The following is a 22791-nucleotide window of genomic DNA, read 5'->3' as shown; positions in this document are numbered from 1 at the left end:
ACTCCCGCAACCAGCGTCAGAAAACCACAACACAACCCGTTCAGACTACAAACAGTCCACCAGACCAATTGCTTAACGATCAAACCTCGTCTCTATCGGTGCTTAACCGATTTTCGTTGAGAAGTTTCAATGCTCCGGACTTTTTTCTTGGTGCTGTTTGTTTCGCGCAGTCTTTAGAAAACACTGCTGCTTTTGCTCAAGTCAGCGTACATAGCCGGTGCGTGCCATAGCTCACGAAAACCGGCAGGCTTCAACGTCTTGGCGACATGTGCTGATCGACCACTTGCACAGCGTCGAAATTGCCTCTTGCCAAAACCCACCAACCCCACTAATACGCGCGAGTTCTCAACAAGAACGTCAAGGCGGGGTGATTCCCGCCTTTTGGGTTCGAAGAGGGTTGGCGATGCGCGTCTGTCCTCCTCTCAACCTCAACGCCTGATAAAAGGCTGTTAATATGCAAAGCCAAAATATCCGTATTCGGCTGAAGGCATTTGACTATCGCGTTCTGGATGCCAGCACGCAAGAGATCGTCAACACTGCCAAGCGGACCGGCGCGAACGTGCGCGGCCCGATCCCGCTGCCGAACAAGATTGAGAAGTTCACGGTTCTCCGTGGCCCTCACGTTGACAAGAAATCCCGCGACCAGTTCGAGATCCGCACGCACAAGCGTCTCTTGGACATCGTTGATCCGACCCCCCAGACTGTTGACGCGCTGATGAAGCTCGACCTCGCTGCTGGTGTGGACGTCGAGATCAAGCTGCAGTCGTAAGATCGGAGGGTATGAGAATGCGCTCTGGTATTATCGCAAAAAAAGTTGGCATGACCCGCCTGTTCATGGAAGACGGCAAGCAGATTCCTGTGACCGTTCTTCACCTGGACAACCTGCAGGTCGTTGCACAGCGCACCGCTGACAAAGACGGCTACACCGCCGTTCAGCTGGGTGCCGGTGCTGCCAAGGCAAAACGCACCTCGAAGGCCATGCGCGGTCACTACGCCGCTGCCAAGGTCGAGCCCAAGCGTAAGCTGGCCGAGTTCCGAGTCTCCGAAGATGGCCTGATTGATGTGGGTGCCGAGATTTCGGCGGAACACTTCCTGGAAGGTCAGAAGGTTGACGTTTCGGGCACCTCGATCGGTAAAGGCTTTGCCGGTGCGATGAAGCGTTGGAACTTTGGTGGTCTGCGCGCCTCGCACGGTGTTTCGATCAGCCACCGTTCGCACGGTTCGACCGGACAGTGTCAGGATCCGGGCAAGGTGTTCAAAGGCAAGAAGATGGCCGGTCACATGGGTGCTGCTCGTGTAACCACCCAGAACCTGGAGGTTGTCAAAACCGACGCCGACCGTGGTCTGGTCTTCATCAAAGGCGCCGTTCCCGGACCGAAATCGGGCTGGGTCACCGTCAAGGACGCCGTCAAGAAGAAAGCACCGGATGGCCTGCCTTTCCCGGCTGCTGTGAAATCGGCTGCAACCGAAGCACCTGCGGAAGAAGCTCCCGCGGAAGGTGGTGAAGCATGAAACTTGATGTAATCAAACTGGACGGCGGTAAAGCCGGCGACATCGAGCTGAACGCCGATCTGTTCGGCCTGGAACCGCGTGCGGACATCCTGCACCGTGTGGTCCGTTGGCAGCGCAACAATGCGCAGGCCGGCACCCACAAGGTGAAGACCCGCTCGGAAACCAGCTACTCGACCAAGAAGATCTATCGCCAGAAGGGCACCGGTGGCGCACGCCATGGTGACCGCAACGCGCCGATCTTCCGTGGTGGTGGTATCTACAAAGGCCCCGTCGTGCGTTCGCACGGCCACGACCTGCCGAAGAAGTTCCGCAAGCTTGGCCTGCGCCACGCTCTGTCGGCAAAAGCCAAAGCAGGTGAGCTGGTTGTGATCGAAAACGCCGAAGCCGAAGGCAAGACCGCCGCTCTGGCCAAACAGGTTGCAAACCTGGGCTGGAAACGCGCTCTGGTCATCGACGGCGCGACCGTGAACGAAGGGTTCCTGAAAGCGTCCAAGAACATCGAAGGTCTGGATATCCTGCCGTCGATGGGCGCAAACGTCTATGACATCCTCAAGCGTGACACCCTGGTGCTCACCAAAGCGGCTGTCGAAGCACTGGAGGCTCGTCTGAAATGAGCGCGAAGGCAGAACACTACGACGTGATCCGCAAACCGGTCATCACCGAAAAGTCGACCATGGCGTCCGAAAACGGCGCGGTTGTCTTTGAAGTGGCGATCGACAGCAACAAGCCGCAGATCAAAGAGGCCGTTGAGGCGCTGTTTGGTGTGAAGGTCAAAGCGGTGAACACCACCGTGACCAAAGGCAAGGTCAAGCGGTTCCGCGGCCAGTTGGGCAAGCGGAAAGACGTCAAAAAAGCATATGTGACCCTGGAAGAGGGGAACACCATCGACGTGTCCACCGGTCTCTGATCGAACCCGTCTTTGGAAACAGATTAAGGCCCCCGCGCAAGCGGGGGTTTTTTTTGAAGCGGCAACACCAAGAATTGAGCGCAAATCAGGCGTCTTTTCCGGAATTCACTTGCTATCCCGGTCGGGGTGTCTATCCGGGTCCCTACAAGCAAGAAAACATGGCAGGCGCATGACCGAACCCTCTTTCTCGACCCGGGGCAACCCAAACATGACCTCGGCGCGGGATTGGGTCACGACACTTGCCAAATATCGCGAACCTAACCAGTGGCGCAGCTCTTTTGAGCTGGGGGTCAGCATTGTCCCGTTTTTTGCGCTTTGGACACTGTCCTGGATGTCGCTATCGCTCAGCTATTGGCTGGCTTTTGCGATTGCCGTTCTCAACGCCGCCTTCCTGCTGCGCCTGTTTGCGATCCAGCACGATTGCGGGCACGGGGCATTTTTCAAGAACCGTGCGGTTAGCGACTGGGTCGGACGGATGATCGGCGTACTGACCCTGACACCTTACGATGTCTGGCGCCGAACGCATTCCACGCATCACAACAGCTCGGGCAATCTGGATAAGCGCGGTATGGGCGATATCCATACTTTGACAGTGGCCGAGTATCAGTCGAAAACGCCCGTGAACCGGTTCTGGTATCGCGTGTACCGCAACCCCATCACCCTGTTCGTCCTTGGCCCCGGTTATCTGTTTCTGTTTCAGAACCGGCTTCCACTTGGTTTGACGGGGAGTGTCAGGTTCTGGATCAGTGCGATGGCCACCAATCTGGCCATTCTGTTGGTCCTACTGGCCATTTACCACTTTGGCGGCCTGATGCCCTTGCTGCTGATTTTCCTGCCCTCAACCCTGCTGGCCGCAACAGCGGGCGTTTGGTTGTTCTACGTTCAGCATCAATTCGAAGAGACGCAATGGGATCCTGACAAGGACTGGCAATTGCACGAGGCCGCGCTGCACGGCAGTTCGCACTACATTCTGCCTTCCGTATTGCAGTGGTTCAGCGCCAATATCGGTATCCACCACGTACACCACCTTTACAGCCGCATCCCGTTTTATCGCCTGACCGAGGTGTTGCGCGACCACGACGAGTTGGCGAACAGCAATCAGATGACCATCCGCGATAGCCTCGCGAACGCACGGCTGCACCTGTGGGACGAAAACAACCGCCGCCTGTTATCCTTTGCCGAGGCGCGTACGCTTTATGGGTAAGGTGGTTCTTGCGCACTCGACCAACTGACGCTTAAGCCCTGCGTGTTGTCTGCATGCGCCCTAGTCTGAACCCGATTGGTTCCTTGCCGAATCTATGAACGACTGCCATCCATCTGTGTTGCCAAAAACGCGCATCCTGTCATGCAGCATTGGACCGTAAATAGCCCACATGCGCTTTCGCAGGTCACGACCCTTCGCAGTGATTTTCAGAACCTTTCCACGCCGGTCACTGTCAAATTCGACAAATTCGACCAGACCTTCCGCAGCCAACCGTTTGCTCAGGTGAGACAGGTTCGACTGTTCGAATATTGTGTCCTGTGCAAGTTCAAAGGGGCGCAGTTGCCCGCCGTGACGCTCGAGCGACCAGAGGAGATCATACCATTTCAACGGTGGCAGGCCCGCGTCCTTCAAGGCTGCGCCGATATCCGACTGGATACGGCGGGTGGCCCGGTTCATTGCGACCCAGATTTCCGTTTCGAAAGCCGTTGGCAGATTGTTCTTCACAACTTCGTGTTTGCTCTCATTCTGATTGCGGTTTTGCTTTGATTTAAATAGATGAAAATTCAACTATAATCCAGTTGCTATCGGATAAAAGGAGAACCACCATGACCTTTAAGTCTTTGATTGCCGCCGCGGCCTTTACCGTTGCAGTAACGCCGGTGTTTGCGCAAACCTACAAGACCGATCAGGGGCACACCGAAGTCCGGTTCGGCTGGAGCCACGCAGGTGTCTCGAACCAACATGGTGAGTTCACCAAGGTTGACGGTGTTCTGGACCTGAACGCTGACGATGTAGAAGCCTCGACGCTGAACGTGACGATCGACACCAACAGCCTGGCGTCGGGCTTTGGACCGTTGGATGACCACCTCAAATCAGCCGATTTCTTCGAGGTCGAAACTTATCCCGAAATCACCTTCGTCAGCACCGAAATTAAACGGACCGGCGATAATACGGCCGATGTGACCGGAGATCTGACCATCCACGGCGTGACCAAGCCGGTGACCCTGAAGGCCACGCTGACGCATCAGGGCGAACACCCTCTGGGTGGGGCGCTCGATTACTATAAAGGTGATTGGGTGGCCTTTTCCGCAACGGGTGAGATCGACCACACGGAGTTCGGCGTGGGGCCGTTCTCAACCGGGCCGATTTCCATCATGATCGACACCGAGATGAAGGCGGACGGGTAAGGCCGAGCCTGGACGATCGGAAAGACGTCAAAAGAGAATACGTGACCCTAGAAGAGGGGAACACCATCGACGTGTCCACCGGTCTCTGCTTGAACCCGCCTTTGGAGAGAGATAAAGGCCCCCGCGAAAGCGGGGTTTTTCATGAGTTGTTTAATGTTTTGAATTGTAGAAGTCGCTCAGTGTCAACACAGCTCTTCTAACTGAGCGATAGTCGTCGTCAGGGACTTCGATTTTTCCGGTATCGGGGATCTCTATGCCTTCAAAGAGAAATCCAGTTGGAGATTTTACCGTATTGATAAGGTCAACGTAGCAACCATAGTCCACTTTCCAAACTTGGTACCGAACGCCGGGCTCATCTTGAGCTGAGTACGAACGCCTTGCAATGTGAAGCATGCGCTCATCAAACAAAAACTCAATTATTGGATCGGTGGCGTCAGTACGCAAAAGGAAGGCCCGAGCCCGCTTTCTGTCAATTACTTCGTCACGAATCCAGTGAAGCAGGCTTTGTGCGAACTCGCTCGTGTCTAGGTTTCTTTGTTTGTCTCGCTCAAACCAATCCTTTGAAGCAGTTCTAATTTCGTTCATGGAGATCTTTGTCTGATCGGATCGCATAGCGGCAAGTTGAAGGATATTTATGAAGTCGCGAGCAACTCCTTCAGAAGCTCGTACCAGCTCCGCAAATACTCGATCTTGCGAGAATACAGAGTTAATGACCTGGCTAGGTGTGCTTTCCTTCAACCCTTGATCCCCCGCAAACGCAACCAAGTGTTGAAATAGTAGACTCTTAAAGAAGTCGACCGCAGTTTGTGCGTTTACATCATAAACAAAGTAATCGTCCAAATTGATATCTGCGGAGATATCAGAGCCAAGCTCAAGTCCAACTCTGTAGTCTTCAAAGTCAATTCGGAAAACAGAGCGAAACTCAATTGCCGCGATAACCACCGAGATGTTCTGAATTGGTAGGATGGCTCTTCGGGTGAAATCAGCGAGATATGGTTGAAGATCTTCAGGAAGGGAACTCCACTCGTCCAAAAGCAGCCATACTCTTCCATTAATATGCCGGGCAATGTCCGTGAGTGCAGATGCTGCCTCACCCATGTTTACCGACAAAGTAGGTTCGCCGTTTAAAGTTACTTCGTCTTCATTGTGGTCTGAGGAGGCAGCTGCAACGTCTGTGGAAGCGCCAACTTTTGCTTTCGTCGGGCTGACCTCTCCTGAAGCGTTGGCCGCTACCGTGAAACTTTGATCGGCTGCCACTCGGCGGCGAACTTGCTGAGTCTCAGAGATGAGTATTGTTTTGACACAACTCGCAAGTTTTTCCATAGCAGGCTCAATCGCCTTGCCCCCAAATTTAGATTTTGGGTCAGTAACATTTTCAAGCAGTTTTTCATGCAAATGCGAAATTAAGTCACGAACGAGCCTGGTTGCCCTTACTCCCGTATCAAGACTTCGATCCGAATAGATGGAATTGTTGGAACCCAAGGTTCTCAAATCTATGGAAATCGCAAGATCGCCGTTGGCAGTTACAGAGTTTGCAACATACGAGAGGATATGTGTCTTGCCCGTGCCTCTGCGGCCAAAGATTATTCGGCTATCTCGACTCTTCAGCGCTCCATCAATCCTTCTGATTGCAACGAAGCTTTTCGCCTGTTCCTCAGGAGTGAGGTCTTCTGCTCGTTTTGATATCTGTTGCAGCAAATCGACTGCTTCAATTGGCTTATTAAATAGCGCGCTCAAAATTCTCACTTAAACTCCTGTTTCCACTCTAATTTGCTGCTCAAACCAAGTGCTGGAACGGTATTTCGATTGTGCGATAGAGGCAAGACTATCTTTTGGGTTGTATTGATTGTTGGGTATTATTTTGAAGAGGCGTATTTAAACCTGAAACACCCTATAGACACCCACCCCCAACACTGCTACATGCACCCAATCTTGTGGCCTCGGATTCGTTCCGGGGCCTCTGATATTTGTAACCGGGGACCTTCGGGGCCCTTCACCTCGGGCACCTACGGGGGCCTATCACATAGCGGGGGAACCCCTCGCACTTGCTAAACGGAAGACAGAAAGCATGGCACTCAAGTCGTACAAGCCGACGACGCCGGGCCAGCGCGGGCTGGTGCTGATCGACCGTTCGGAGCTTTGGAAAGGACGTCCGGTCAAGTCTCTCACAGAGGGTTTGACCAAATCGGGCGGCCGGAACAACACCGGACGGATCACTTCACGCCGCCGCGGCGGTGGCGCAAAGCGTCTCTACCGGATCGTTGACTTCAAACGGAACAAATTTGATGTCGCGGCAACCGTCGAGCGGATCGAATATGACCCGAACCGGACCGCATTCATCGCACTGGTAAAATACGAAGACGGCGAGCAGGCATATATCCTGGCTCCGCAGCGTCTGGCTGTTGGCGATCAGGTGATCGCGTCGGCAAAGGCCGACATCAAGCCGGGCAACGCGATGCCGTTCTCGGGCATGCCCATCGGTACCATCGTCCACAACATCGAGATGAAGCCTGGCAAAGGCGGTCAGATCGCACGTGCGGCCGGTACTTACGCTCAATTCGTTGGTCGCGATGGCGGCTACGCTCAGATCCGTCTGAGCTCGGGCGAGCTGCGCATGGTCCGTCAGGAATGCATGGCCACCATCGGTGCCGTGTCGAACCCCGACAACAGCAACCAGAACCTCGGTAAAGCGGGCCGTATGCGCCACAAGGGCGTTCGTCCGTCGGTTCGTGGTGTTGCAATGAACCCGATCGATCACCCGCACGGCGGTGGTGAAGGTCGGACCTCGGGTGGCCGTACACCGGTTACTCCGTGGGGTAAGGACACCAAGGGTAAGCGTACCCGCAACAAGAACAAAGCGTCCCAGAAGCTGATCATCCGCTCGCGGCACGCCAAGAAGAAGGGACGTTAATCTATGTCTCGCTCTGTTTGGAAGGGTCCTTTCGTCGATGCTTACGTGCTGAAAAAAGCCGAAGCAGCGCGCGAGTCGGGCCGCAACGAAGTCATCAAAATCTGGTCGCGTCGTTCCACCATTCTGCCCCAGTTCGTGGGTCTGACCTTTGGTGTGTACAACGGCCATAAACATATCCCCGTCAACGTCTCGGAAGACATGATCGGTCAGAAGTTCGGTGAGTACTCGCCAACTCGTACCTATTACGGTCACGCCGCTGACAAAAAAGCGAAGCGGAAGTAAGTCATGGGCAAGGAAAAGAACCCCCGCCGCGTGGCTGAAAACGAAGCAATGGCGAAAACCCGCATGCTTCGCACCAGCCCGCAGAAACTGAACCTGGTTGCGCAAATGATCCGCGGCAAGAAAGTTGAGAAGGCTCTGACCGACCTGACTTTCTCGAACAAGCGTGTCGCGCAGGACGTCAAGAAGTGCCTGCAGTCCGCAATCGCGAATGCCGAAAACAACCACAACCTGGACGTTGACGAGCTGATCGTCGCCGAAGCATGGGTTGGCAAGAACCTGGTCATGAAGCGTGGTCGTCCGCGTGCCCGTGGCCGTTTCGGCAAGATCATGAAGCCGTTCTCGGAGATCACCATCAAGGTGCGTCAAGTTGAGGAGCAAGCCTAATGGGTCATAAAGTAAATCCGATCGGCATGCGCCTGCAGGTCAACCGCACCTGGGACAGCCGCTGGTACGCCGACACCAAGGACTACGGTGATCTTCTGCTGGAAGACCTCAAGATCCGTGAGTTCATCAACAAAGAGTGCAAGCAGGCCGGTGTTGCCCGTGTGATCATCGAACGTCCGCACAAAAAGTGCCGCGTTACGATCCACACAGCGCGTCCCGGTGTCATCATCGGCAAGAAAGGTGCAGACATCGAAGTTCTGCGCAAAAAGCTTGCTCGCATGACCGACAGCGAACTGCACCTGAACATCGTCGAAGTGCGCAAGCCCGAGCTTGACGCGCAGCTGGTTGCCGAGTCCATCGCTCAGCAGCTGGAACGTCGAGTTTCGTTCCGTCGCGCCATGAAGCGGTCGGTTCAGAACGCCATGCGCATGGGCGCCCTGGGTATCCGGGTGAACGTCGCTGGCCGTCTGGGCGGCGCCGAAATCGCACGGACCGAGTGGTATCGCGAAGGCCGCGTGCCTCTGCACACCCTGCGTGCCGACATCGATTACGCACATGCCGAAGCGATGACCCCCTACGGGATCATCGGGATCAAGGTCTGGATCTTCAAAGGTGAGATCATGGAGCACGATCCGCAGGCACGTGACCGTAAAGCACAGGAACTCCAGGACGGCCCTGCACCTCGTGGTGCTGGTGGCGGTCGTCGCTAAGGAGGGAAAGATATGCTTCAACCAAAGCGTACTAAATTCCGCAAGATGCACAAAGGCCGGATCAAGGGTCTCGCCAAAGGCGGCTCTGATCTGAACTTTGGCACCTACGGCCTGAAAGCTCTTGAGCCTGAGCGTGTAACTGCACGCCAGATCGAAGCCGCACGTCGTGCCATGACGCGTCACATGAAGCGTCAGGGTCGTGTCTGGATCCGCATCTTCCCCGACACTCCGGTCACGGCTAAGCCGATCGAAGTTCGTATGGGTAAAGGTAAAGGTTCGGTCGACCGCTGGGCATGCAAAGTCAAGCCTGGCCGCGTGATGTTCGAGATCGACGGTGTCAATGACGACATCGCCCGCGAGGCCCTGCGCCTGGCCGCGATGAAGCTGCCGATCAAGACTCGCGTTGTGATCCGCGAAGACTGGTAAGCGATTGGGGGCAACCCCGTTCGTGACAAGATCGACCCCCGTCGGGACACCGGCGGGGGTTTTTCGTTGCGGGAACCGCTTGCGTCGGATCAATCCGAAACGTGCGCATTGTCGTAATTCAATACCCGCGTTGCAAAAAAGTTGTATCTCGGGGGTGGCAATGTTCGACGCTTGATGGAATGAAGCGCTCGGTAAAAATTCGTTTCGCAGGATAGGCAGCCAGCCAACAGGCCGTGCAGGCAGCGCGCGACCCAGACCCTAGCGAACCCGAAGAAAAATCGAGGAAACGCATGGGCCTTACATGCAGGGACGTCATGGTCCCAACCGAAAAACAACGGACAATTCACCCCGATGACACGGTCGCCAAGGCGTTTGATATCATCCGGGACAGCCGCGCTAGATTTCTGCCGGTGGTCGCCGAAGACGGTCAGTTTGTCGGCGTCTTCACCGCACCGACGCTGATCAAGATGATCTTGCCCAAGGCGGCCCTGATCGGGATGAGTTCGGACGCTACGCGCGTACCAATCAGCAATCTCAGCTTTATGAGTCTGACGAAAGAGGACTTTCGCGAGCAAATTGCCCGCCTGAACGAAGAGCGGGTCGGCGATCACACGTCCAATCCGGCAAATATCCCTGTGACTGCGCCTGACACACCGGTGATGGAGGGCATCTTCCTGATCCACAAATTCAAGCGCCACGTCATCCTTGTCGAGCCCGACACCAACCGGTTCGTCGGCACCGTCAGCGCCAACTCGCTGATAGATCACGCGCTCAGCTAACTCTTAAAATACCGGATCAGAACATTGACCGATCATTCCGTTTCGCATGGGGAACACGCGTTCTCCGTCCCTCAACTTTTGGGCATTGATCCGCTTTGGGTGGCCACCGGCATCCTGATTGCCGTCTATGCCGTGCTGATCACCGAAAAGGTCAACCGCGCGATTTTGGCTATGCTGGGCGCGTCGCTGATGGTGCTGTTTGGCATCCTCAATCAGGAACAGGCCGTGGCTGGCGTTGATGCCAATACTCTGGCGCTGCTGATCGGGATGATGGTGATTGTGGGCATCACCAGCAAATGCGGGCTGTTTCAGTATGTGGCGATCAAGGCCGCGAAGGTCGTCAAAGCCAACCCGACCGGCATCCTGATCATGCTGACGCTGATCACGGCGGTGTTCTCGGCGCTGCTGGACAACGTCACCACGGTGCTGCTGATCGCGCCCATCACGCTGCTGATCACCGATGCGCTGGAAACGCCGGTGTTCCCGTTTTTCTTTGCCGAGATTCTGGCCTCGAATGTGGGCGGCACGGCGACACTGATCGGTGACCCGCCGAACATCATCATCGGCTCGGCGGCGGGCCTCAGCTTTAACGAATTCGTCGTGAACCTAGCGCCGATCTCAGCCATCTGTCTGGTTGTGCTGACCGGCATCATCTATTTGATGAACCGTCGCACGCTGGCTGCGATCCCGAAATCGGCCAGCGAAAAGATCATGCGCTTCAACGAAGACGAGGCGATCACAGACGTGCGCCTGATGATCAAATCTCTGTCAGTTCTGGCACTGGTCCTGTTGGGCTTTACGCTGGGCCACAGCTATGGCGTGCAGCCGGGCACATCCGCGCTGGCGGGAGCTGCGCTGCTGATGCTGCTCGCCTTTGGCCATCAACATGGCGAAGAGCAGACGGAATCCGTGCACCACATCTTTGGTGAGGTCGAATGGGTCACGATCTTCTTCTTCGGTGGCCTGTTCGTGATCGTCGCCGGCGTGGAACATGTTGGCCTGCTGGATTTCTTTGGCCAGAAGGTTCTGGAACTGACCGAAGGCGACATGATGTGGACCGCGTTCTTCATATTCTGGGCGTCGGGCATCCTGTCTGCCATTCTGGACAATATCCCCTTTGTTGCCACGATGATCCCGCTGATCGAGTCCACCGCCGATACGTTTGGCGGCCCGGACGCGATCGAACCCCTGTGGTGGTCTCTGGCTCTGGGCGCCTGTCTGGGCGGCAATGGCACGCTTTTGGGTGCCAGCGCGAACCTGACCGTCGCGGCCTTTGCCGAGAAAGCCAAGCAGCCCATCGGCTTCGTCAAGTTCGCGATCCTGGCCTTTCCGATCATGATCCTGACCCTGATGATCGCCAACGTCTACATCTGGCTGCGCTACTTCTACTAAGTCGCACCCGACCAGCCGCTTTTCTGGGGCCGCTGGTCTCGCCCTTGTGCCCCGGCTGGGCTATAGCCGGGGCATGGCACAGATTGAATCACTCTTCGTCACCCGTCTCTACCGCGCCGCCTTGTCCGAGTTTGATCCCAAGATCGATGCGGGCGAATTGGAAAGCTCTTGCCTTGTCATCGCTCAGGATGACGAGGCCGGGCGGGAATGGTGCGAAGAGAACGGATATCCTGGTTATACCAGCTATGCCTCGCTGACCGACTTGCCCTGGCGCTTCCCGATCTTCGCCGATCTGGTTGCCGCGCTGGATCAGCACGTAGCCGCCTTTGCCAAAGATCTGGAGTTCGATCTGGGCGAGGGGGAACTAAAGCTGGAAGACCTCTGGATCAACATCCTGCCCGAAGGCGGAATGCACTCCAGCCACCTGCACCCGCACAGCGTCATCTCGGGCACGACCTATGTCGCGATGCCCGAAGGGGCGAGTGCGTTGAAACTGGAAGACCCGCGCTCAGGCCGTATGATGGCCGCGCCGACGCGTCTGAAAGGCGGGCGGCGTGATTTGCAGCCGTTCATCTACATGAAGCCGCAGGTGGGCGACGTGTTGCTGTGGGAAAGCTGGCTGCGCCACGAGGTGCCGATGAACATGGCTGAAGAAGAGCGGATCAGTGTCAGCTTTAATTATAAGTGGGAGTAGCCGGTAGCGAGCCAAACTAGCAGTTCTAGTGAAATTAACACAATGTTTATCGTTCTTCTTTAATCGTATTAAACTTGCGTAGTTGGGTAACGACATACATATTTGCAGTGTGTTGAGGAATTTCAGATGGCTGAGAACGCAAAGAAAAACCCGGTAAAGGGCGGCTACATCGCTCGTAGTGTCGTCTCTGGTCGTTTTGTCGAGGTTGGTTCTTCTTCGGGCATAAAGAAAGCCACGCCCAAAACAGCTTCAGTTGTGAAGGAGGCTTCGTCAAAGCGCAAATCGGCGTTGAAGCGGTTGGCCAATCGGTAGGTCACATTACCGCGTCACCCTTGCTGACGCTATCACTGCTCATGACGAAGCGTTAACCTATGGTGGCCGCGATGGCGTCACTAGCCTTGATCTTATCGAGTCGGCATTAGGGCGACCTTATTCAGGCTACCACCGCGCGATTTCGCGAAAGGCTGCGGCGCTTTTGCAAAGTATGGTCGGTAACCACGGATTTGTTGATGGTAACAAAAGAACCGCGTGGCTGCTTGTCGAAATCCTCATAGAGCGGAGCGGCTATAGGCTCGATATCGATGACGAAGAGCCTATTGATGATCTAGTTGTCGCGGTCGCGGCAAGAGAGTTGGATTTTGAGGACTTGAACGTATGGTTCAAGTTGCGTTTGGTAAGGGCGCAATGACTAGGCGCTAAACTCAAAGCTTTGCCCAAACTTCCTCTTGCCACCCACCCTCCAAACCCTTATACGGCGGCATCCTGCGGTCTCCCGGCGTTGTCGGGCGATTCGTATGTCTATCATTCATCCACCAGGTCAAAGGTGACCCGTATACGGGGCCTTCTGGTGTTTTGAGCAAAGGAAAAAGGCGATGAACGCCCAAGAACTGCGTGACAAGACCCCGGACCAGCTCCGTGAGGAACTGGCCAACCTGAAGAAAGAGAGCTTTAACCTGCGCTTTCAACAGGCCACCGGTCAGCTGGAAAGCACCGCCGGCATCAAAGCGGCCCGCCGCAACGCTGCCCGCGTCAAAACCATCCTGAACGAAAAGGCCGCTGCCGCGGCATCCGAGGAGTAATCAGATGCCCAAGCGTATCCTGTCCGGCACCGTAACCAGCGACGCCAACGAACAGACCGTAACCGTATCCGTCGAGCGCCGCTTTACGCATCCGGTTCTGAAGAAAACCATCCGTAAGTCCAAGAAATACCGGGCTCACGATGAAAAGAACGCCTTCAAGGTCGGCGATACAGTCCGCATCATCGAATGCGCGCCGAAATCGAAGACGAAACGTTGGGAGGTTCTGGAGGCGTAAGCCTGCAGGACTTTTCCATTTGTCGAAACCCTGGGGGATTTAACAAGACCAGCCCCCACAGGTCGGGAGAAACCACATGATCCAGATGCAGACCAATCTGGATGTCGCTGACAACTCCGGCGCACGCCGAGTTCAGTGCATCAAGGTCCTGGGTGGTTCCAAGCGTAAATACGCCTCCGTCGGCGACATCATTGTCGTCTCGGTGAAGGAAGCCATCCCGCGCGGCCGCGTAAAGAAAGGTGACGTCCGCAAGGCCGTCGTCGTACGCACCGCCAAGGAAGTCCGTCGCGAAGACGGCACAGCGATCCGTTTCGATCGCAACGCCGCCGTCATTCTGAACAACAACAACGAGCCCGTCGGTACCCGTATCTTTGGCCCCGTTGTTCGCGAACTGCGCGGCAAGAACTTCATGAAAATCATCTCGCTGGCTCCGGAGGTGCTGTAATCATGGCTGCTAAACTCCGCAAAGGCGACAAGGTCGTCGTGCTGGCCGGCAAGGACAAGGGCAAAGAGGGAACCATTTCCTCGGTTGACCCGAAAGCCGGTAAAGCTGTTGTTGACGGCATCAACATCGCCATCCGCCACACCCGCCAGACCCAGAACAGCCAGGGCGGCCGTTTGCCTCAGGCAAACCCGATCGAGCTGTCGAACCTGGCACTGCTGGACAAGAACGGCAAAGCAACCCGCGTTGGCTTCCGCATGGAAGGCGACAAGAAGGTGCGTTTCGCCAAGACCACAGGGGACGTGATCGATGCTTGATACCGCAACCTACACCCCGCGTCTGAAAGCTCAGTACGCTGAAACCATCCGTGCCGCTCTGAAAGAAGAGTTCGGCTACAAGAACGACATGCAGCTACCCAAGTTGGAAAAGATCGTTCTGAACATCGGTTGTGGTGCTGAGGCCGTCAAAGACTCGAAGAAAGCCAAATCGGCAGTCGAGGATCTGACTGCGATTGCTGGTCAGCTGGCCGTTGCAACCAAGGCGAAGAAGTCGATCGCGGGTTTCCGCGTCCGTGAAGACATGCCGCTGGGTGCGAAAGTGACCCTGCGCGGCGACCGGATGTACGAATTCCTGGATCGTCTGATCACCATCGCGCTGCCGCGCGTTCGTGACTTCCGCGGTGTTAAGCCGTCTTTCGATGGTCAGGGCAACTTTGCCATGGGCATGAAAGAGCACATCGTGTTCCCGGAAATCGACTTCGACAAGGTCGACGAGGTCTGGGGCCTGGATATCGTAATTGCCACCACAGCGAAAACCGACGCTGAAGCAAAGGCACTGTTGAAAGCATTCAACATGCCGTTCAACGCTTAAGCGCCGGGAGGATTGAGACATGGCTAAAAAAGCAATGATCGAACGCGAGAAGAAGCGCGAACGCCTGGTGGCCAAATATGCCGCAAAGCGTGCCGAGCTGAAAGAAATCGCGAATGACGAGAGCCGCCCGATGGAAGAGCGTTTCAAAGCGCGTCTGAAACTGGCGAAACTGCCGCGCAACAGCTCGGCGACCCGTCTACACAACCGCTGTCAGCTGACCGGTCGTCCCCACGCTTACTACCGTAAGCTGAAGGTCAGCCGTATCGCGCTGCGCGAGCTGGGTTCTGCTGGTCAGATCCCCGGCATGGTGAAATCGAGCTGGTAAGGGAGACATAGATATGAACGATCCTATCGGCGATATGCTCACCCGTATCCGCAACGCGCAAATGCGCGGCAAATCCACTGTTTCCACCCCGGCTTCCAAGCTGCGCGGTTGGGTTCTGGACGTGCTGGCGGACGAAGGTTACATCCGTGGCTACGAAGCGACGACCGGTGAAAACGGTCATCCGGCCATCGAAATCAGCCTGAAATACTACGAAGGCACCCCTGTTATTCGCGAACTGAAGCGGGTCTCGAAACCCGGTCGTCGCGTGTACATGGGCGTCAATGACATCCCGCAGGTCCGTCAGGGTCTGGGCGTGTCGATTGTCAGCACTCCGAAAGGTGTGATGTCGGACGCAAACGCTCGCTCCAACAATGTTGGCGGCGAAGTGCTCTGCACCGTCTTCTAAGGAGGTCTGCAATGTCTCGTATTGGTAAAAAACCGGTCGAGCTGCCCAGTGGCGTTTCCGCCTCTGTGTCGGGTCAGACCATCGAAGTGAAAGGTCCGAAAGGCACCCGCAGCTTCACCGCCACTGACGACGTGACGCTGTCGGTCGAAGACAACGTGGTCAAAATTGACCCGCGTGGTTCGTCCAAGCGTGCCCGCCAACAGTGGGGCATGAGCCGCACCATGGTTGCCAATCTGGTAACCGGTGTGACCCAGGGCTTCAAAAAAGAGCTGGAGATCCAGGGTGTTGGTTACCGGGCACAGATGCAGGGCAACACCCTGAAGCTGAACCTGGGCTACAGCCACGATGTTGATTTCACTGCTCCGGAAGGTGTCACCATCACCGCGCCGAAGCAGACCGAAATCGTTGTGGAAGGAATCGACCAGCAGCAGGTGGGTGAAGTCGCGGCCAAAATCCGCGAATGGCGCCGTCCCGAGCCGTACAAAGGCAAGGGCATCCGCTACAAGGGCGAGTTCATCTTCCGCAAGGAAGGCAAGAAGAAGTAAGGACGCAAACAATGGCAAACAGCAAAAGAACCCTGTTTCTGAAGCGCCGCCTGCGCGTTCGGAACAAACTTCGCAAGGTCAACGCGGGTCGTCCGCGTCTTTCCGTACACCGTTCGAACAAGAACATCTCTGTTCAGCTGATCGACGACGTACGTGGCGTGACCCTGGCCTCGGCCTCGACCCTGGAAAAAGATCTGGGTGTTGTTGGCAAGAACAACGTCGAAGCGGCCACCAAAGTGGGCGCGGCCATCGCCGAGCGTGCCAAGAAGGCAGGCGTCGAAGAGGCCTATTTCGATCGTGGCGGCTTCCTGTTCCACGGCAAAGTGAAGGCTCTGGCCGACGCTGCGCGTGAAGGTGGTCTGAAAATCTAAGACTTGCGGGCAGCTTTGCGGCTGCCCCGATGATCCGGGGGCCTCGGTAACAGTCGGGGCTCACTTGGATTGAACAAACGGCGCCGATAAGCGCCACATGAGAAAAGGGATGCCAAATGGCAGAACGTGAAAACCGCCGGGGCCGTGGTCGTGACCGCGACGAAGCACCGGAATTCGCAGATCGTCTGGTTGCGATCAACCGTGTGTCGAAAACCGTAAAAGGTGGTAAGCGCTTTGGCTTCGCCGCTCTGGTGGTTGTCGGCGATCAGAAGGGCCGCGTCGGCTTTGGCAAAGGTAAAGCGAAAGAAGTACCCGAGGCCATCCGTAAGGCGACTGAACAAGCCAAGCGTCAGATGATCCGCGTGCAACTGCGTGAAGGTCGGACTTTGCACCACGATATCGAGGGCCGTCACGGCGCCGGTAAAGTGGTTATGCGCACCGCACCTGAAGGTACTGGTATCATCGCCGGTGGTCCGATGCGCGCCGTGTTCGAAATGCTGGGCGTGAAGGACGTTGTGTCCAAGTCGCTGGGCTCGCAGAACCCGTACAACATGATCCGCGCCACCATCAACGGCCTGCAGAAAGAGCAGAGCCCGCGTTCGGTTGCCGCACGTCGTGGCAAAAAGGTTGCTGACATCCTGCCCAAGCGGGACGAAGCACCAGCTGCTGCTGAAGCAGAAGCATAAGGAGAGCGACCCATGGCAAAAACCATCGTCGTCAAGCAGATCGGTTCTCCGATCCGCCGCCCCGCCGAACAGCGCGCGACCCTGATTGGTCTGGGCTTGAACAAGATGCATAAAACCCGTGAGCTGGAAGATACTCCTTCGGTTCGCGGCATGGTCAACAAGATCCCGCATCTGGTTGAGATCATCGAAGAGCGCGGCTAAGCACCCGCTCTCGCACTGAACAAGAAAGCCCCCGACATGCTCGGGGGCTTTTTTCTTGGGGGCGATTGCCTGCCTTAGACCCGGTGCTGAACACGCTGCACCCGCGTCAGCATCTGCATTCTGAGCAGATAATCCCGCGGGCTCCTCAAACGCAGTCTTATCGACGGCAATCCATCTCACGTAGAGTTTACCTGCTTTTCCGCCGCGACCGGATTTCAGCCAACAATTCGCCACAGTCCTCAACAATACTGGGTCGCAGTGTTGAGTTTGCAACGTCGTGTCGTTGGCGTTCAGTTGTGTAAGAAAGTGATGTGTGATGGGTATCGAATTTTTTGCTCCGGCCTGCCCAGAGCCGAGCGCCTCGTATCAACGGGGAATTGATCAGGGACATGCGGGATTGACCACGGCTCTGTGCGATGTGGTCAAAGCAATGCCCTCGGATTTTCTGAAAACGCTGATACTCGAACTTGACGAATGCGCGCTGTCAAACAGTCCGTCACCATTGGTTGAGAGAATTTTTCAACGTGCAATCTGTGTTTACCAGGCCGAGCAGCTTTTGGATGCGCGGCAGGTTTCGGACGCGTCGCAATCGGGAATGATCGCAAATGACGCGGCGCGGCCGCAATCAACCGACGTCGTCACAAGGCGGGCGGGCTGATCGATAATCGTCTGCGCGTGTGTGTTCGGCGGGCAGATATTTGAATGTTCAAGAGTAAAATTGGGGTAACGAATATGAAGCACCTTCTTCTGGCAGTCGTGACACTCTCACCAAGCCTCGGTTGGTCGATGACCGAGGGACAAGCCCTCGCAACTTGGATGGCGTCCTGCACGGACGCAGGTGGCGAGCACCTGGTAGACCGGGTCAACGCTGGGGATGCCGGACAAACCCTTCATGTGCTCTATATCTGCGAGCACGAAAGCGGGAAGCAATCGGTCCGGATCGTCCCGGCAGTACCTTCAAGCGCATCCAGTAACGAAAATTTCTGATCTTTTACTGCGGTCGCCTCCCCGGGGCAGCGCGCATCCGGATCGTGGTGCTAAGCCATAAGGCCCCGCGTTTCGCAGGGGTACGACAGGCGTTTTGCCATTCCATTGATGCATACCGGCTAGACCAAAACTTCCGTTGTTAGCGGTATCTCCTGCGCCTATCTCAGCCCTGTCCAAGACAGGAACAAACAAGTGACATCGGGGAATGCGCCCCGACATTCGAAAGGAATAGAGATATGGCACACACAGCAACACTGACACATGGTGGCTTCAACCTGAGCGCCCGTTTTGCAAACCTGATCGAGCGCGTGAAAAAAAACCGCGCCCGGGCTGCAGAATACAGCCGCACTTATACCGAGCTTCAGCATCTGAGCAACCGCGAGCTGGACGACATCGGCATCCGTCGCTGCGACATCGCCGACATCGCGCGCGAGTACGCATATCGCGCGTAAGGTATCGCGTTTGATAAACGAATTCAGAGGCGCCTGCATTGGCGCCTCTTTTGGTTTTGGCTGGCGCGCTACAACAAAGCTTGCAACCGGGTCCGCAACGCTGTAGAGCGCTCCGGTGGCATTGCGCCCACGAGAATCAAAACCAAGAAACGCCGTGGTTGGCCCATCACGCTTCGGGGGTCACATCCGGCTTAGGAGAAGCGATATGAAACTGCACGAATTGCGCGACAATCCCGGCGCCGCACCGAAACGCACCCGCGTTGGCCGTGGTCCCGGTTCCGGCAAAGGTAAAATGGGTGGCCGTGGTATCAAAGGCCAGAAATCCCGTTCGGGTGTGGCCATCAACGGCTACGAAGGCGGCCAGATGCCGTTGTACCAGCGCCTTCCCAAACGTGGCTTCAACAAGCCGAACCGCAAGGCATTTGCCGTCATCAACCTGGGCCTGATCCAGAAATTCGTCGACGCTGGCAAACTGGACGCCAAGGCTGCGATCACCGAGGATGCACTGGTTGCTTCCGGTCTGGTCCGCCGCAAGCTGGACGGTGTCCGCGTCCTGGCCAAAGGCGAAATCAGCGCCAAGGTGAACCTGGAGGTTACCGGTGCTTCGAAAGCTGCCGTTGAGGCAGTTGAGAAAGCGGGCGGTTCACTGACGGTCACAAAAGCTGCTGCAGCAGAGTAAGCGCTTGTGAGCGGGCCAAGACCCGCTTACATAGACCTCAGAGTTTTCCAAGACGCCGCCCGAGCCGGAAAACGGTTCCGGGCGGTGTTTTCATAAGAGAGACCGATTTATGGTATCAGCAGCAGAACAAATGGCAGCCAACACAAGCTGGTCTGCCCTTGGTAAAGCCACCGATCTGCGCAACCGCATCCTGTTCACGCTTGCATTGCTGATCGTCTATCGTCTGGGCACCTTCATTCCGGTGCCGGGGATCGACGGACAAGCGCTGCGCGAATTCATGGAACAGGCGGGGCAGGGCATCGGCGGAATGGTTTCGATGTTCACCGGCGGGGCGCTGGGGCGGATGGGTATCTTTGCCCTCGGCATCATGCCCTACATCTCGGCCTCGATCATCGTGCAGCTGCTGACATCCATGGTTCCCGCGCTCGAACAGCTCAAGAAAGAGGGCGAGCAGGGGCGCAAGAAGATCAACCAATACACCCGTTTCGGCACCGTGGCCTTGGCCACCGTACAGGCCTATGGTCTGGCCGTGTCGCTGGAATCGGGCGATCTGGCGACCGATCCGGGCATGTTCTTCCGCATGTCGACCATGATCACTCTGGTCGGTGGCACCATGTTCCTGATGTGGCTGGGTGAACAAATCACCGCGCGTGGCATCGGCAACGGCATCTCGCTGATCATCTTCGTCGGCATCATTGCCGAGGTTCCCGCCGCGCTGGCGCAGTTCTTCGCCAGCGGACGCAGCGGTGCGATCAGTCCTGCCGTAATCGTGGGCGTGATCATCATGGTCATCGCCGTGATCACCTTTGTGGTGTTCATGGAGCGTGCCCTTCGCAAGATCCACATCCAATACCCGCGCCGTCAGGCCGGTATGAAGGTTTATGAAGGCGGCTCCAGCCACCTGCCGGTCAAGGTGAACCCGGCGGGTGTTATCCCGGCGATTTTCGCCAGCTCGCTGCTGCTGCTGCCGGTGACGATCTCGACCTTCTCGTCGGGTGCGACCAACGGACCGGTGATGTCATGGTTGCTGGCCAACTTTGGCCCCGGACAGCCTTTGTACCTGCTGTTCTTCGCTTCGATGATCGTGTTCTTTGCCTATTTCTACACGTTCAACGTGTCGTTCAAGCCGGACGATGTTGCGGATAACCTGAAGAAGCAGAACGGATTTGTGCCGGGTATCCGTCCGGGCAAGAAAACCTCGGAATATCTGGAATATGTGGTCAACCGCGTATTGGTTCTGGGTTCTGGCTATTTGGCTGCGGTTTGCCTGTTGCCGGAAATCCTGCGCGGTCAGTTTGCCATCCCGTTCTATTTCGGCGGCACCTCGGTTCTGATTATCGTCTCGGTGACCATGGACACGATCCAACAGGTTCAGAGCCATCTGCTGGCGCATCAATACGAAGGGCTGATCGAAAAGTCCCAGCTGCGCGGCAAGTCCAAGAAACGCGGCAGAAAGGGAGCTGCTCGTCGATGAACATCATACTTCTCGGCCCCCCGGGGGCAGGCAAGGGGACGCAGGCGCGTCACCTGGTTGAAACCCGCGGCATGGTGCAGTTGAGCACTGGTGACATGCTGCGCGAGGCCAAAACCTCGGGCACGGAAATGGGCCTGAAGGTTGCTGCGATCATGGACGCAGGCAAGCTGGTCACCGACGAGATCGTGATCGGTCTGATCGAAGAGAAACTGACCACCGAAAAAGGGGCAGGCTTCATCTTTGACGGTTTCCCCCGCACGCTGGCGCAGGCTGATGCTTTGGCAGCGCTGCTGACCAAGCTGGGCCAGTCCCTGCACACGGTGATCGAGATGCGTGTCGATGACGAGGCGCTGGTCGAACGGATCACGGCACGCTCGACCTGTGGCGGGTGTGGTGAGGTTTACAATGACATCACCAAACCGATCCCCGCAGACGGCAAATGCACCAATTGCGGCAAAGAAAATGACTTCCAGCGTCGCGCCGACGACAACGAAGACAGCCTGCGCACGCGTCTGATGGAATACTACAAAAAGACGTCGCCTTTGATTGGTTATTACTACGCCAAAGGCGATCTGCGCCCGGTGAACGGGTTGGCGGATATCAAAGAAGTTACCGCCTCGATCGAGGCGATTCTAGGCTGATACTCATATGGGCTTGACGCCAACGGCAAAAGCCCATATCGACCCCCATCCCTAAAGGGAATCAAGACCGCACGCGGGATTCGTCCCAATTGCCCCGACCACCTCGAATAATGCTGAACCCTCTGGCGACACTGCCACGGTAAAGCGTTGTGAAAAAAGGTTCTGGAGTTACGGAACCGCAACGAAAAGGAAAGTGACACGTGGCACGTATTGCCGGCGTAAACATCCCGACTGCAAAGCGGGTACCAATCGCCCTCACATATATCACCGGTATCGGAAACACTTCGGCCAAAGCGATCTGCGAAGCCGTAGGTATTGAAGCGCACCGTCGCGTCAACGAACTGTCCGACGCCGAAGTTCTGGCCATCCGTGAACACATCGATGCAAACTTCACCGTTGAAGGTGATCTGCGTCGTGAAGTTCAGATGAACGTCAAGCGTCTGATGGACCTGGGCTGCTATCGCGGTCTGCGTCACCGCCGCAACCTGCCGGTTCGCGGTCAGCGTACCCACACCAATGCTCGTACCCGCAAAGGCCCCGCAAAGGCCATCGCTGGTAAGAAGAAATAAGGGAGGGTCTGACCGATGGCACGTGACAAGACTCGCGTTAAGCGCAAAGAGCGTAAGAACATCGCATCGGGCGTCGCCCATGTGAACTCGACCTTTAACAACACCAAGATCCTGATCTCGGACGTACAGGGCAACGCCATTTCGTGGTCGTCTGCCGGCACCATGGGCTTCAAGGGTTCGCGGAAATCGACACCCTACGCCGCTCAGATGGCGGCAGAAGACGCAGGCAAGAAGGCGCAGGAACATGGCGTCAAGACGCTGGAAGTCGAGGTTCAGGGCCCCGGTTCGGGTCGTGAATCGGCTCTGCGTGCGCTGGCTGCCGTGGGCTTCAACATCACGTCAATCCGCGACGTGACCCCGATCGCTCACAACGGCTGCCGCCCGCCGAAGCGCCGCCGCGTCTAAGCGATTTTGAATTTGGCTGGGGCTGTGTTTCTGCAC

Annotated in this window: 37 protein-coding genes and 1 pseudogene; 36 read left to right on the top strand and 2 right to left on the bottom strand. The window is 56.4% G+C overall.

What is annotated here, in order from left to right:
• From ACR0LX_RS20560 to ACR0LX_RS20535, 6 genes are all read left to right on the top strand, one after another.
• Window positions 1–230, top strand: a 230-nt coding sequence (locus ACR0LX_RS20560) for a hypothetical protein (protein WP_480785251.1), incomplete at its 5' end; no start/stop codon positions are given.
• Between the two features lie 224 nt (window positions 231–454).
• Entirely contained in the window at window positions 455–769 is a 315-nt protein-coding gene (gene rpsJ / locus ACR0LX_RS20555) for a 30S ribosomal protein S10 (RefSeq protein ID WP_008756422.1), read from the top strand.
• Window positions 770–786: 17 nt separating this feature from the next.
• Entirely contained in the window at window positions 787–1512 is a 726-nt protein-coding gene (gene rplC / locus ACR0LX_RS20550) for a 50S ribosomal protein L3 (protein ID WP_480785250.1), read from the top strand.
• Window positions 1509–2126 carry a 50S ribosomal protein L4 gene (rplD, locus tag ACR0LX_RS20545; RefSeq protein WP_008756644.1) on the top strand — a complete coding sequence of 206 codons (618 nt, stop codon included), beginning with the start codon at window positions 1509–1511 and terminating at the stop codon, window positions 2124–2126. The genes rplC and rplD overlap by 4 nt, the downstream gene beginning before the upstream one ends.
• A complete protein-coding gene (locus tag ACR0LX_RS20540) occupies window positions 2123–2419 on the top strand; it encodes a 50S ribosomal protein L23 (RefSeq protein ID WP_039523333.1) in 297 nt (98 codons plus the stop codon). Before rplD ends, ACR0LX_RS20540 begins: the two co-directional genes overlap by 4 nt.
• 169 nt (window positions 2420–2588) lie before the next feature.
• A complete protein-coding gene (locus tag ACR0LX_RS20535; protein ID WP_480785249.1) occupies window positions 2589–3623 on the top strand; it encodes a fatty acid desaturase in 1035 nt (344 codons plus the stop codon).
• 60 nt (window positions 3624–3683) lie between these two features.
• Here ACR0LX_RS20535 and ACR0LX_RS20530 read toward each other — a convergent pair whose 3' ends face one another.
• A complete protein-coding gene (locus ACR0LX_RS20530) occupies window positions 3684–4127 on the bottom strand; it encodes a MarR family winged helix-turn-helix transcriptional regulator (protein ID WP_480785248.1) in 444 nt (147 codons plus the stop codon).
• A 101-nt stretch (window positions 4128–4228) separates the two neighbouring features.
• Here ACR0LX_RS20530 and ACR0LX_RS20525 point away from each other — a divergent pair, with 101 nt between their 5' ends.
• Together ACR0LX_RS20525 and ACR0LX_RS20520 are read left to right on the top strand one after the other, a co-directional pair.
• Window positions 4229–4810 (top strand): YceI family protein, encoded by a 582-nt coding sequence (locus ACR0LX_RS20525; RefSeq protein ID WP_480785247.1) that lies wholly within the window; start codon window positions 4229–4231, stop codon window positions 4808–4810.
• 8 nt (window positions 4811–4818) lie between these two features.
• Window positions 4819–4896, top strand: a pseudogene (locus tag ACR0LX_RS20520) (50S ribosomal protein L23); the annotation flags it as partial.
• A gap of 64 nt (window positions 4897–4960) precedes the next feature.
• On the opposite strand, the gene ACR0LX_RS20515 reads toward ACR0LX_RS20520, so the two are convergent.
• Window positions 4961–6556 (bottom strand): ORC-CDC6 family AAA ATPase, encoded by a 1596-nt coding sequence (locus ACR0LX_RS20515; RefSeq protein WP_480785246.1) that lies wholly within the window; start codon window positions 6554–6556, stop codon window positions 4961–4963.
• A 322-nt stretch (window positions 6557–6878) separates the two neighbouring features.
• On the opposite strand from ACR0LX_RS20515, the gene rplB reads away from it, so the two are divergent.
• The 28 genes from rplB to rpsK all read left to right on the top strand — a co-directional run bounded on the left by rplB (window position 6879) and on the right by rpsK (window position 22755).
• A complete protein-coding gene (rplB, locus tag ACR0LX_RS20510) occupies window positions 6879–7721 on the top strand; it encodes a 50S ribosomal protein L2 (protein WP_480578290.1) in 843 nt (280 codons plus the stop codon).
• A 3-nt stretch (window positions 7722–7724) separates the two neighbouring features.
• Entirely contained in the window at window positions 7725–8003 is a 279-nt protein-coding gene (rpsS, locus tag ACR0LX_RS20505; protein ID WP_010437056.1) for a 30S ribosomal protein S19, read from the top strand.
• A gap of 3 nt (window positions 8004–8006) precedes the next feature.
• Complete coding sequence (rplV, locus tag ACR0LX_RS20500; protein ID WP_039538267.1) at window positions 8007–8387, top strand: 50S ribosomal protein L22; 381 nt, start codon at window positions 8007–8009, stop codon at window positions 8385–8387.
• On the top strand, window positions 8387–9097 hold the full coding sequence (gene rpsC, locus ACR0LX_RS20495) for a 30S ribosomal protein S3 (protein WP_008758042.1): 711 nt from the start codon (window positions 8387–8389) through the stop codon (window positions 9095–9097). The genes rplV and rpsC overlap by 1 nt, the downstream gene beginning before the upstream one ends.
• Before the next feature lie 12 nt (window positions 9098–9109).
• Window positions 9110–9523, top strand: a complete 414-nt coding sequence (gene rplP, locus ACR0LX_RS20490; RefSeq protein ID WP_010437070.1) for a 50S ribosomal protein L16 — start codon at window positions 9110–9112, stop codon at window positions 9521–9523.
• Window positions 9524–9837: 314 nt separating this feature from the next.
• The gene (locus tag ACR0LX_RS20485; protein ID WP_480578293.1) at window positions 9838–10302 is read left to right on the top strand and encodes a CBS domain-containing protein; all 465 of its coding nucleotides are present in this window, start codon (window positions 9838–9840) and stop codon (window positions 10300–10302) included.
• Between the two features lie 24 nt (window positions 10303–10326).
• On the top strand, window positions 10327–11694 hold the full coding sequence (locus ACR0LX_RS20480) for an ArsB/NhaD family transporter (RefSeq protein ID WP_480785245.1): 1368 nt from the start codon (window positions 10327–10329) through the stop codon (window positions 11692–11694).
• A gap of 73 nt (window positions 11695–11767) precedes the next feature.
• Entirely contained in the window at window positions 11768–12388 is a 621-nt protein-coding gene (locus ACR0LX_RS20475; protein ID WP_480785244.1) for a 2OG-Fe(II) oxygenase family protein, read from the top strand.
• A gap of 126 nt (window positions 12389–12514) precedes the next feature.
• Entirely contained in the window at window positions 12515–12700 is a 186-nt protein-coding gene (locus tag ACR0LX_RS20470; RefSeq protein ID WP_170798226.1) for a hypothetical protein, read from the top strand.
• Window positions 12693–13076 carry a type II toxin-antitoxin system death-on-curing family toxin gene (locus ACR0LX_RS20465; RefSeq protein WP_170798234.1) on the top strand — a complete coding sequence of 128 codons (384 nt, stop codon included), beginning with the start codon at window positions 12693–12695 and terminating at the stop codon, window positions 13074–13076. The genes ACR0LX_RS20470 and ACR0LX_RS20465 overlap by 8 nt, the downstream gene beginning before the upstream one ends.
• 184 nt (window positions 13077–13260) lie before the next feature.
• The gene (gene rpmC, locus ACR0LX_RS20460; protein WP_037311745.1) at window positions 13261–13467 is read left to right on the top strand and encodes a 50S ribosomal protein L29; all 207 of its coding nucleotides are present in this window, start codon (window positions 13261–13263) and stop codon (window positions 13465–13467) included.
• A 4-nt stretch (window positions 13468–13471) separates the two neighbouring features.
• Window positions 13472–13702: a 30S ribosomal protein S17 gene (gene rpsQ / locus ACR0LX_RS20455; protein WP_008757253.1), complete on the top strand. Its 231-nt coding sequence runs from the start codon at window positions 13472–13474 to the stop codon at window positions 13700–13702.
• A gap of 76 nt (window positions 13703–13778) precedes the next feature.
• The gene (rplN, locus tag ACR0LX_RS20450; protein WP_008757934.1) at window positions 13779–14147 is read left to right on the top strand and encodes a 50S ribosomal protein L14; all 369 of its coding nucleotides are present in this window, start codon (window positions 13779–13781) and stop codon (window positions 14145–14147) included.
• Between the two features lie 2 nt (window positions 14148–14149).
• Window positions 14150–14461 carry a 50S ribosomal protein L24 gene (gene rplX, locus ACR0LX_RS20445; RefSeq protein WP_155148683.1) on the top strand — a complete coding sequence of 104 codons (312 nt, stop codon included), beginning with the start codon at window positions 14150–14152 and terminating at the stop codon, window positions 14459–14461.
• Window positions 14454–15014, top strand: coding sequence for a 50S ribosomal protein L5 (rplE, locus tag ACR0LX_RS20440; protein WP_480785243.1), 561 nt, complete (start codon window positions 14454–14456; stop codon window positions 15012–15014). The genes rplX and rplE overlap by 8 nt, the downstream gene beginning before the upstream one ends.
• Window positions 15015–15033: 19 nt before the next feature.
• Window positions 15034–15339 carry a 30S ribosomal protein S14 gene (gene rpsN / locus ACR0LX_RS20435; protein WP_068340744.1) on the top strand — a complete coding sequence of 102 codons (306 nt, stop codon included), beginning with the start codon at window positions 15034–15036 and terminating at the stop codon, window positions 15337–15339.
• Window positions 15340–15352: 13 nt separating this feature from the next.
• Window positions 15353–15745 (top strand): 30S ribosomal protein S8, encoded by a 393-nt coding sequence (rpsH, locus tag ACR0LX_RS20430; RefSeq protein ID WP_010437099.1) that lies wholly within the window; start codon window positions 15353–15355, stop codon window positions 15743–15745.
• Window positions 15746–15756: 11 nt separating this feature from the next.
• Window positions 15757–16290: a 50S ribosomal protein L6 gene (rplF, locus tag ACR0LX_RS20425; RefSeq protein WP_170716663.1), complete on the top strand. Its 534-nt coding sequence runs from the start codon at window positions 15757–15759 to the stop codon at window positions 16288–16290.
• A gap of 11 nt (window positions 16291–16301) precedes the next feature.
• Window positions 16302–16661 (top strand): 50S ribosomal protein L18, encoded by a 360-nt coding sequence (gene rplR / locus ACR0LX_RS20420; RefSeq protein ID WP_058283506.1) that lies wholly within the window; start codon window positions 16302–16304, stop codon window positions 16659–16661.
• Window positions 16662–16777: 116 nt separating this feature from the next.
• Window positions 16778–17347: a 30S ribosomal protein S5 gene (gene rpsE, locus ACR0LX_RS20415; RefSeq protein ID WP_039538294.1), complete on the top strand. Its 570-nt coding sequence runs from the start codon at window positions 16778–16780 to the stop codon at window positions 17345–17347.
• Window positions 17348–17359: 12 nt separating this feature from the next.
• Complete coding sequence (rpmD, locus tag ACR0LX_RS20410) at window positions 17360–17548, top strand: 50S ribosomal protein L30 (protein ID WP_008757946.1); 189 nt, start codon at window positions 17360–17362, stop codon at window positions 17546–17548.
• A 316-nt stretch (window positions 17549–17864) separates the two neighbouring features.
• Window positions 17865–18206, top strand: coding sequence for a hypothetical protein (locus ACR0LX_RS20405; RefSeq protein ID WP_480578311.1), 342 nt, complete (start codon window positions 17865–17867; stop codon window positions 18204–18206).
• Window positions 18207–18771: 565 nt separating this feature from the next.
• Window positions 18772–18987 carry a DUF1127 domain-containing protein gene (locus ACR0LX_RS20400; RefSeq protein WP_480785242.1) on the top strand — a complete coding sequence of 72 codons (216 nt, stop codon included), beginning with the start codon at window positions 18772–18774 and terminating at the stop codon, window positions 18985–18987.
• A 205-nt stretch (window positions 18988–19192) separates the two neighbouring features.
• A complete protein-coding gene (gene rplO, locus ACR0LX_RS20395) occupies window positions 19193–19666 on the top strand; it encodes a 50S ribosomal protein L15 (protein ID WP_480578320.1) in 474 nt (157 codons plus the stop codon).
• A 109-nt stretch (window positions 19667–19775) separates the two neighbouring features.
• The gene (gene secY / locus ACR0LX_RS20390) at window positions 19776–21140 is read left to right on the top strand and encodes a preprotein translocase subunit SecY (RefSeq protein WP_480785241.1); all 1365 of its coding nucleotides are present in this window, start codon (window positions 19776–19778) and stop codon (window positions 21138–21140) included.
• Window positions 21137–21781 (top strand): adenylate kinase, encoded by a 645-nt coding sequence (locus tag ACR0LX_RS20385; protein ID WP_480578326.1) that lies wholly within the window; start codon window positions 21137–21139, stop codon window positions 21779–21781. Before secY ends, ACR0LX_RS20385 begins: the two co-directional genes overlap by 4 nt.
• A gap of 200 nt (window positions 21782–21981) precedes the next feature.
• Window positions 21982–22350, top strand: a complete 369-nt coding sequence (gene rpsM, locus ACR0LX_RS20380) for a 30S ribosomal protein S13 (protein WP_008757392.1) — start codon at window positions 21982–21984, stop codon at window positions 22348–22350.
• Between the two features lie 15 nt (window positions 22351–22365).
• A complete protein-coding gene (rpsK, locus tag ACR0LX_RS20375; protein WP_008757289.1) occupies window positions 22366–22755 on the top strand; it encodes a 30S ribosomal protein S11 in 390 nt (129 codons plus the stop codon).
• Window positions 22756–22791 lie beyond the last annotated feature (36 nt).

It is taken from the genome of Ruegeria sp. CH11, from assembly GCF_056537105.1.
The sequence above is the reverse complement of the archived record's forward strand: the minus strand, read 5'-3'. Positions and strand labels throughout refer to the sequence as shown.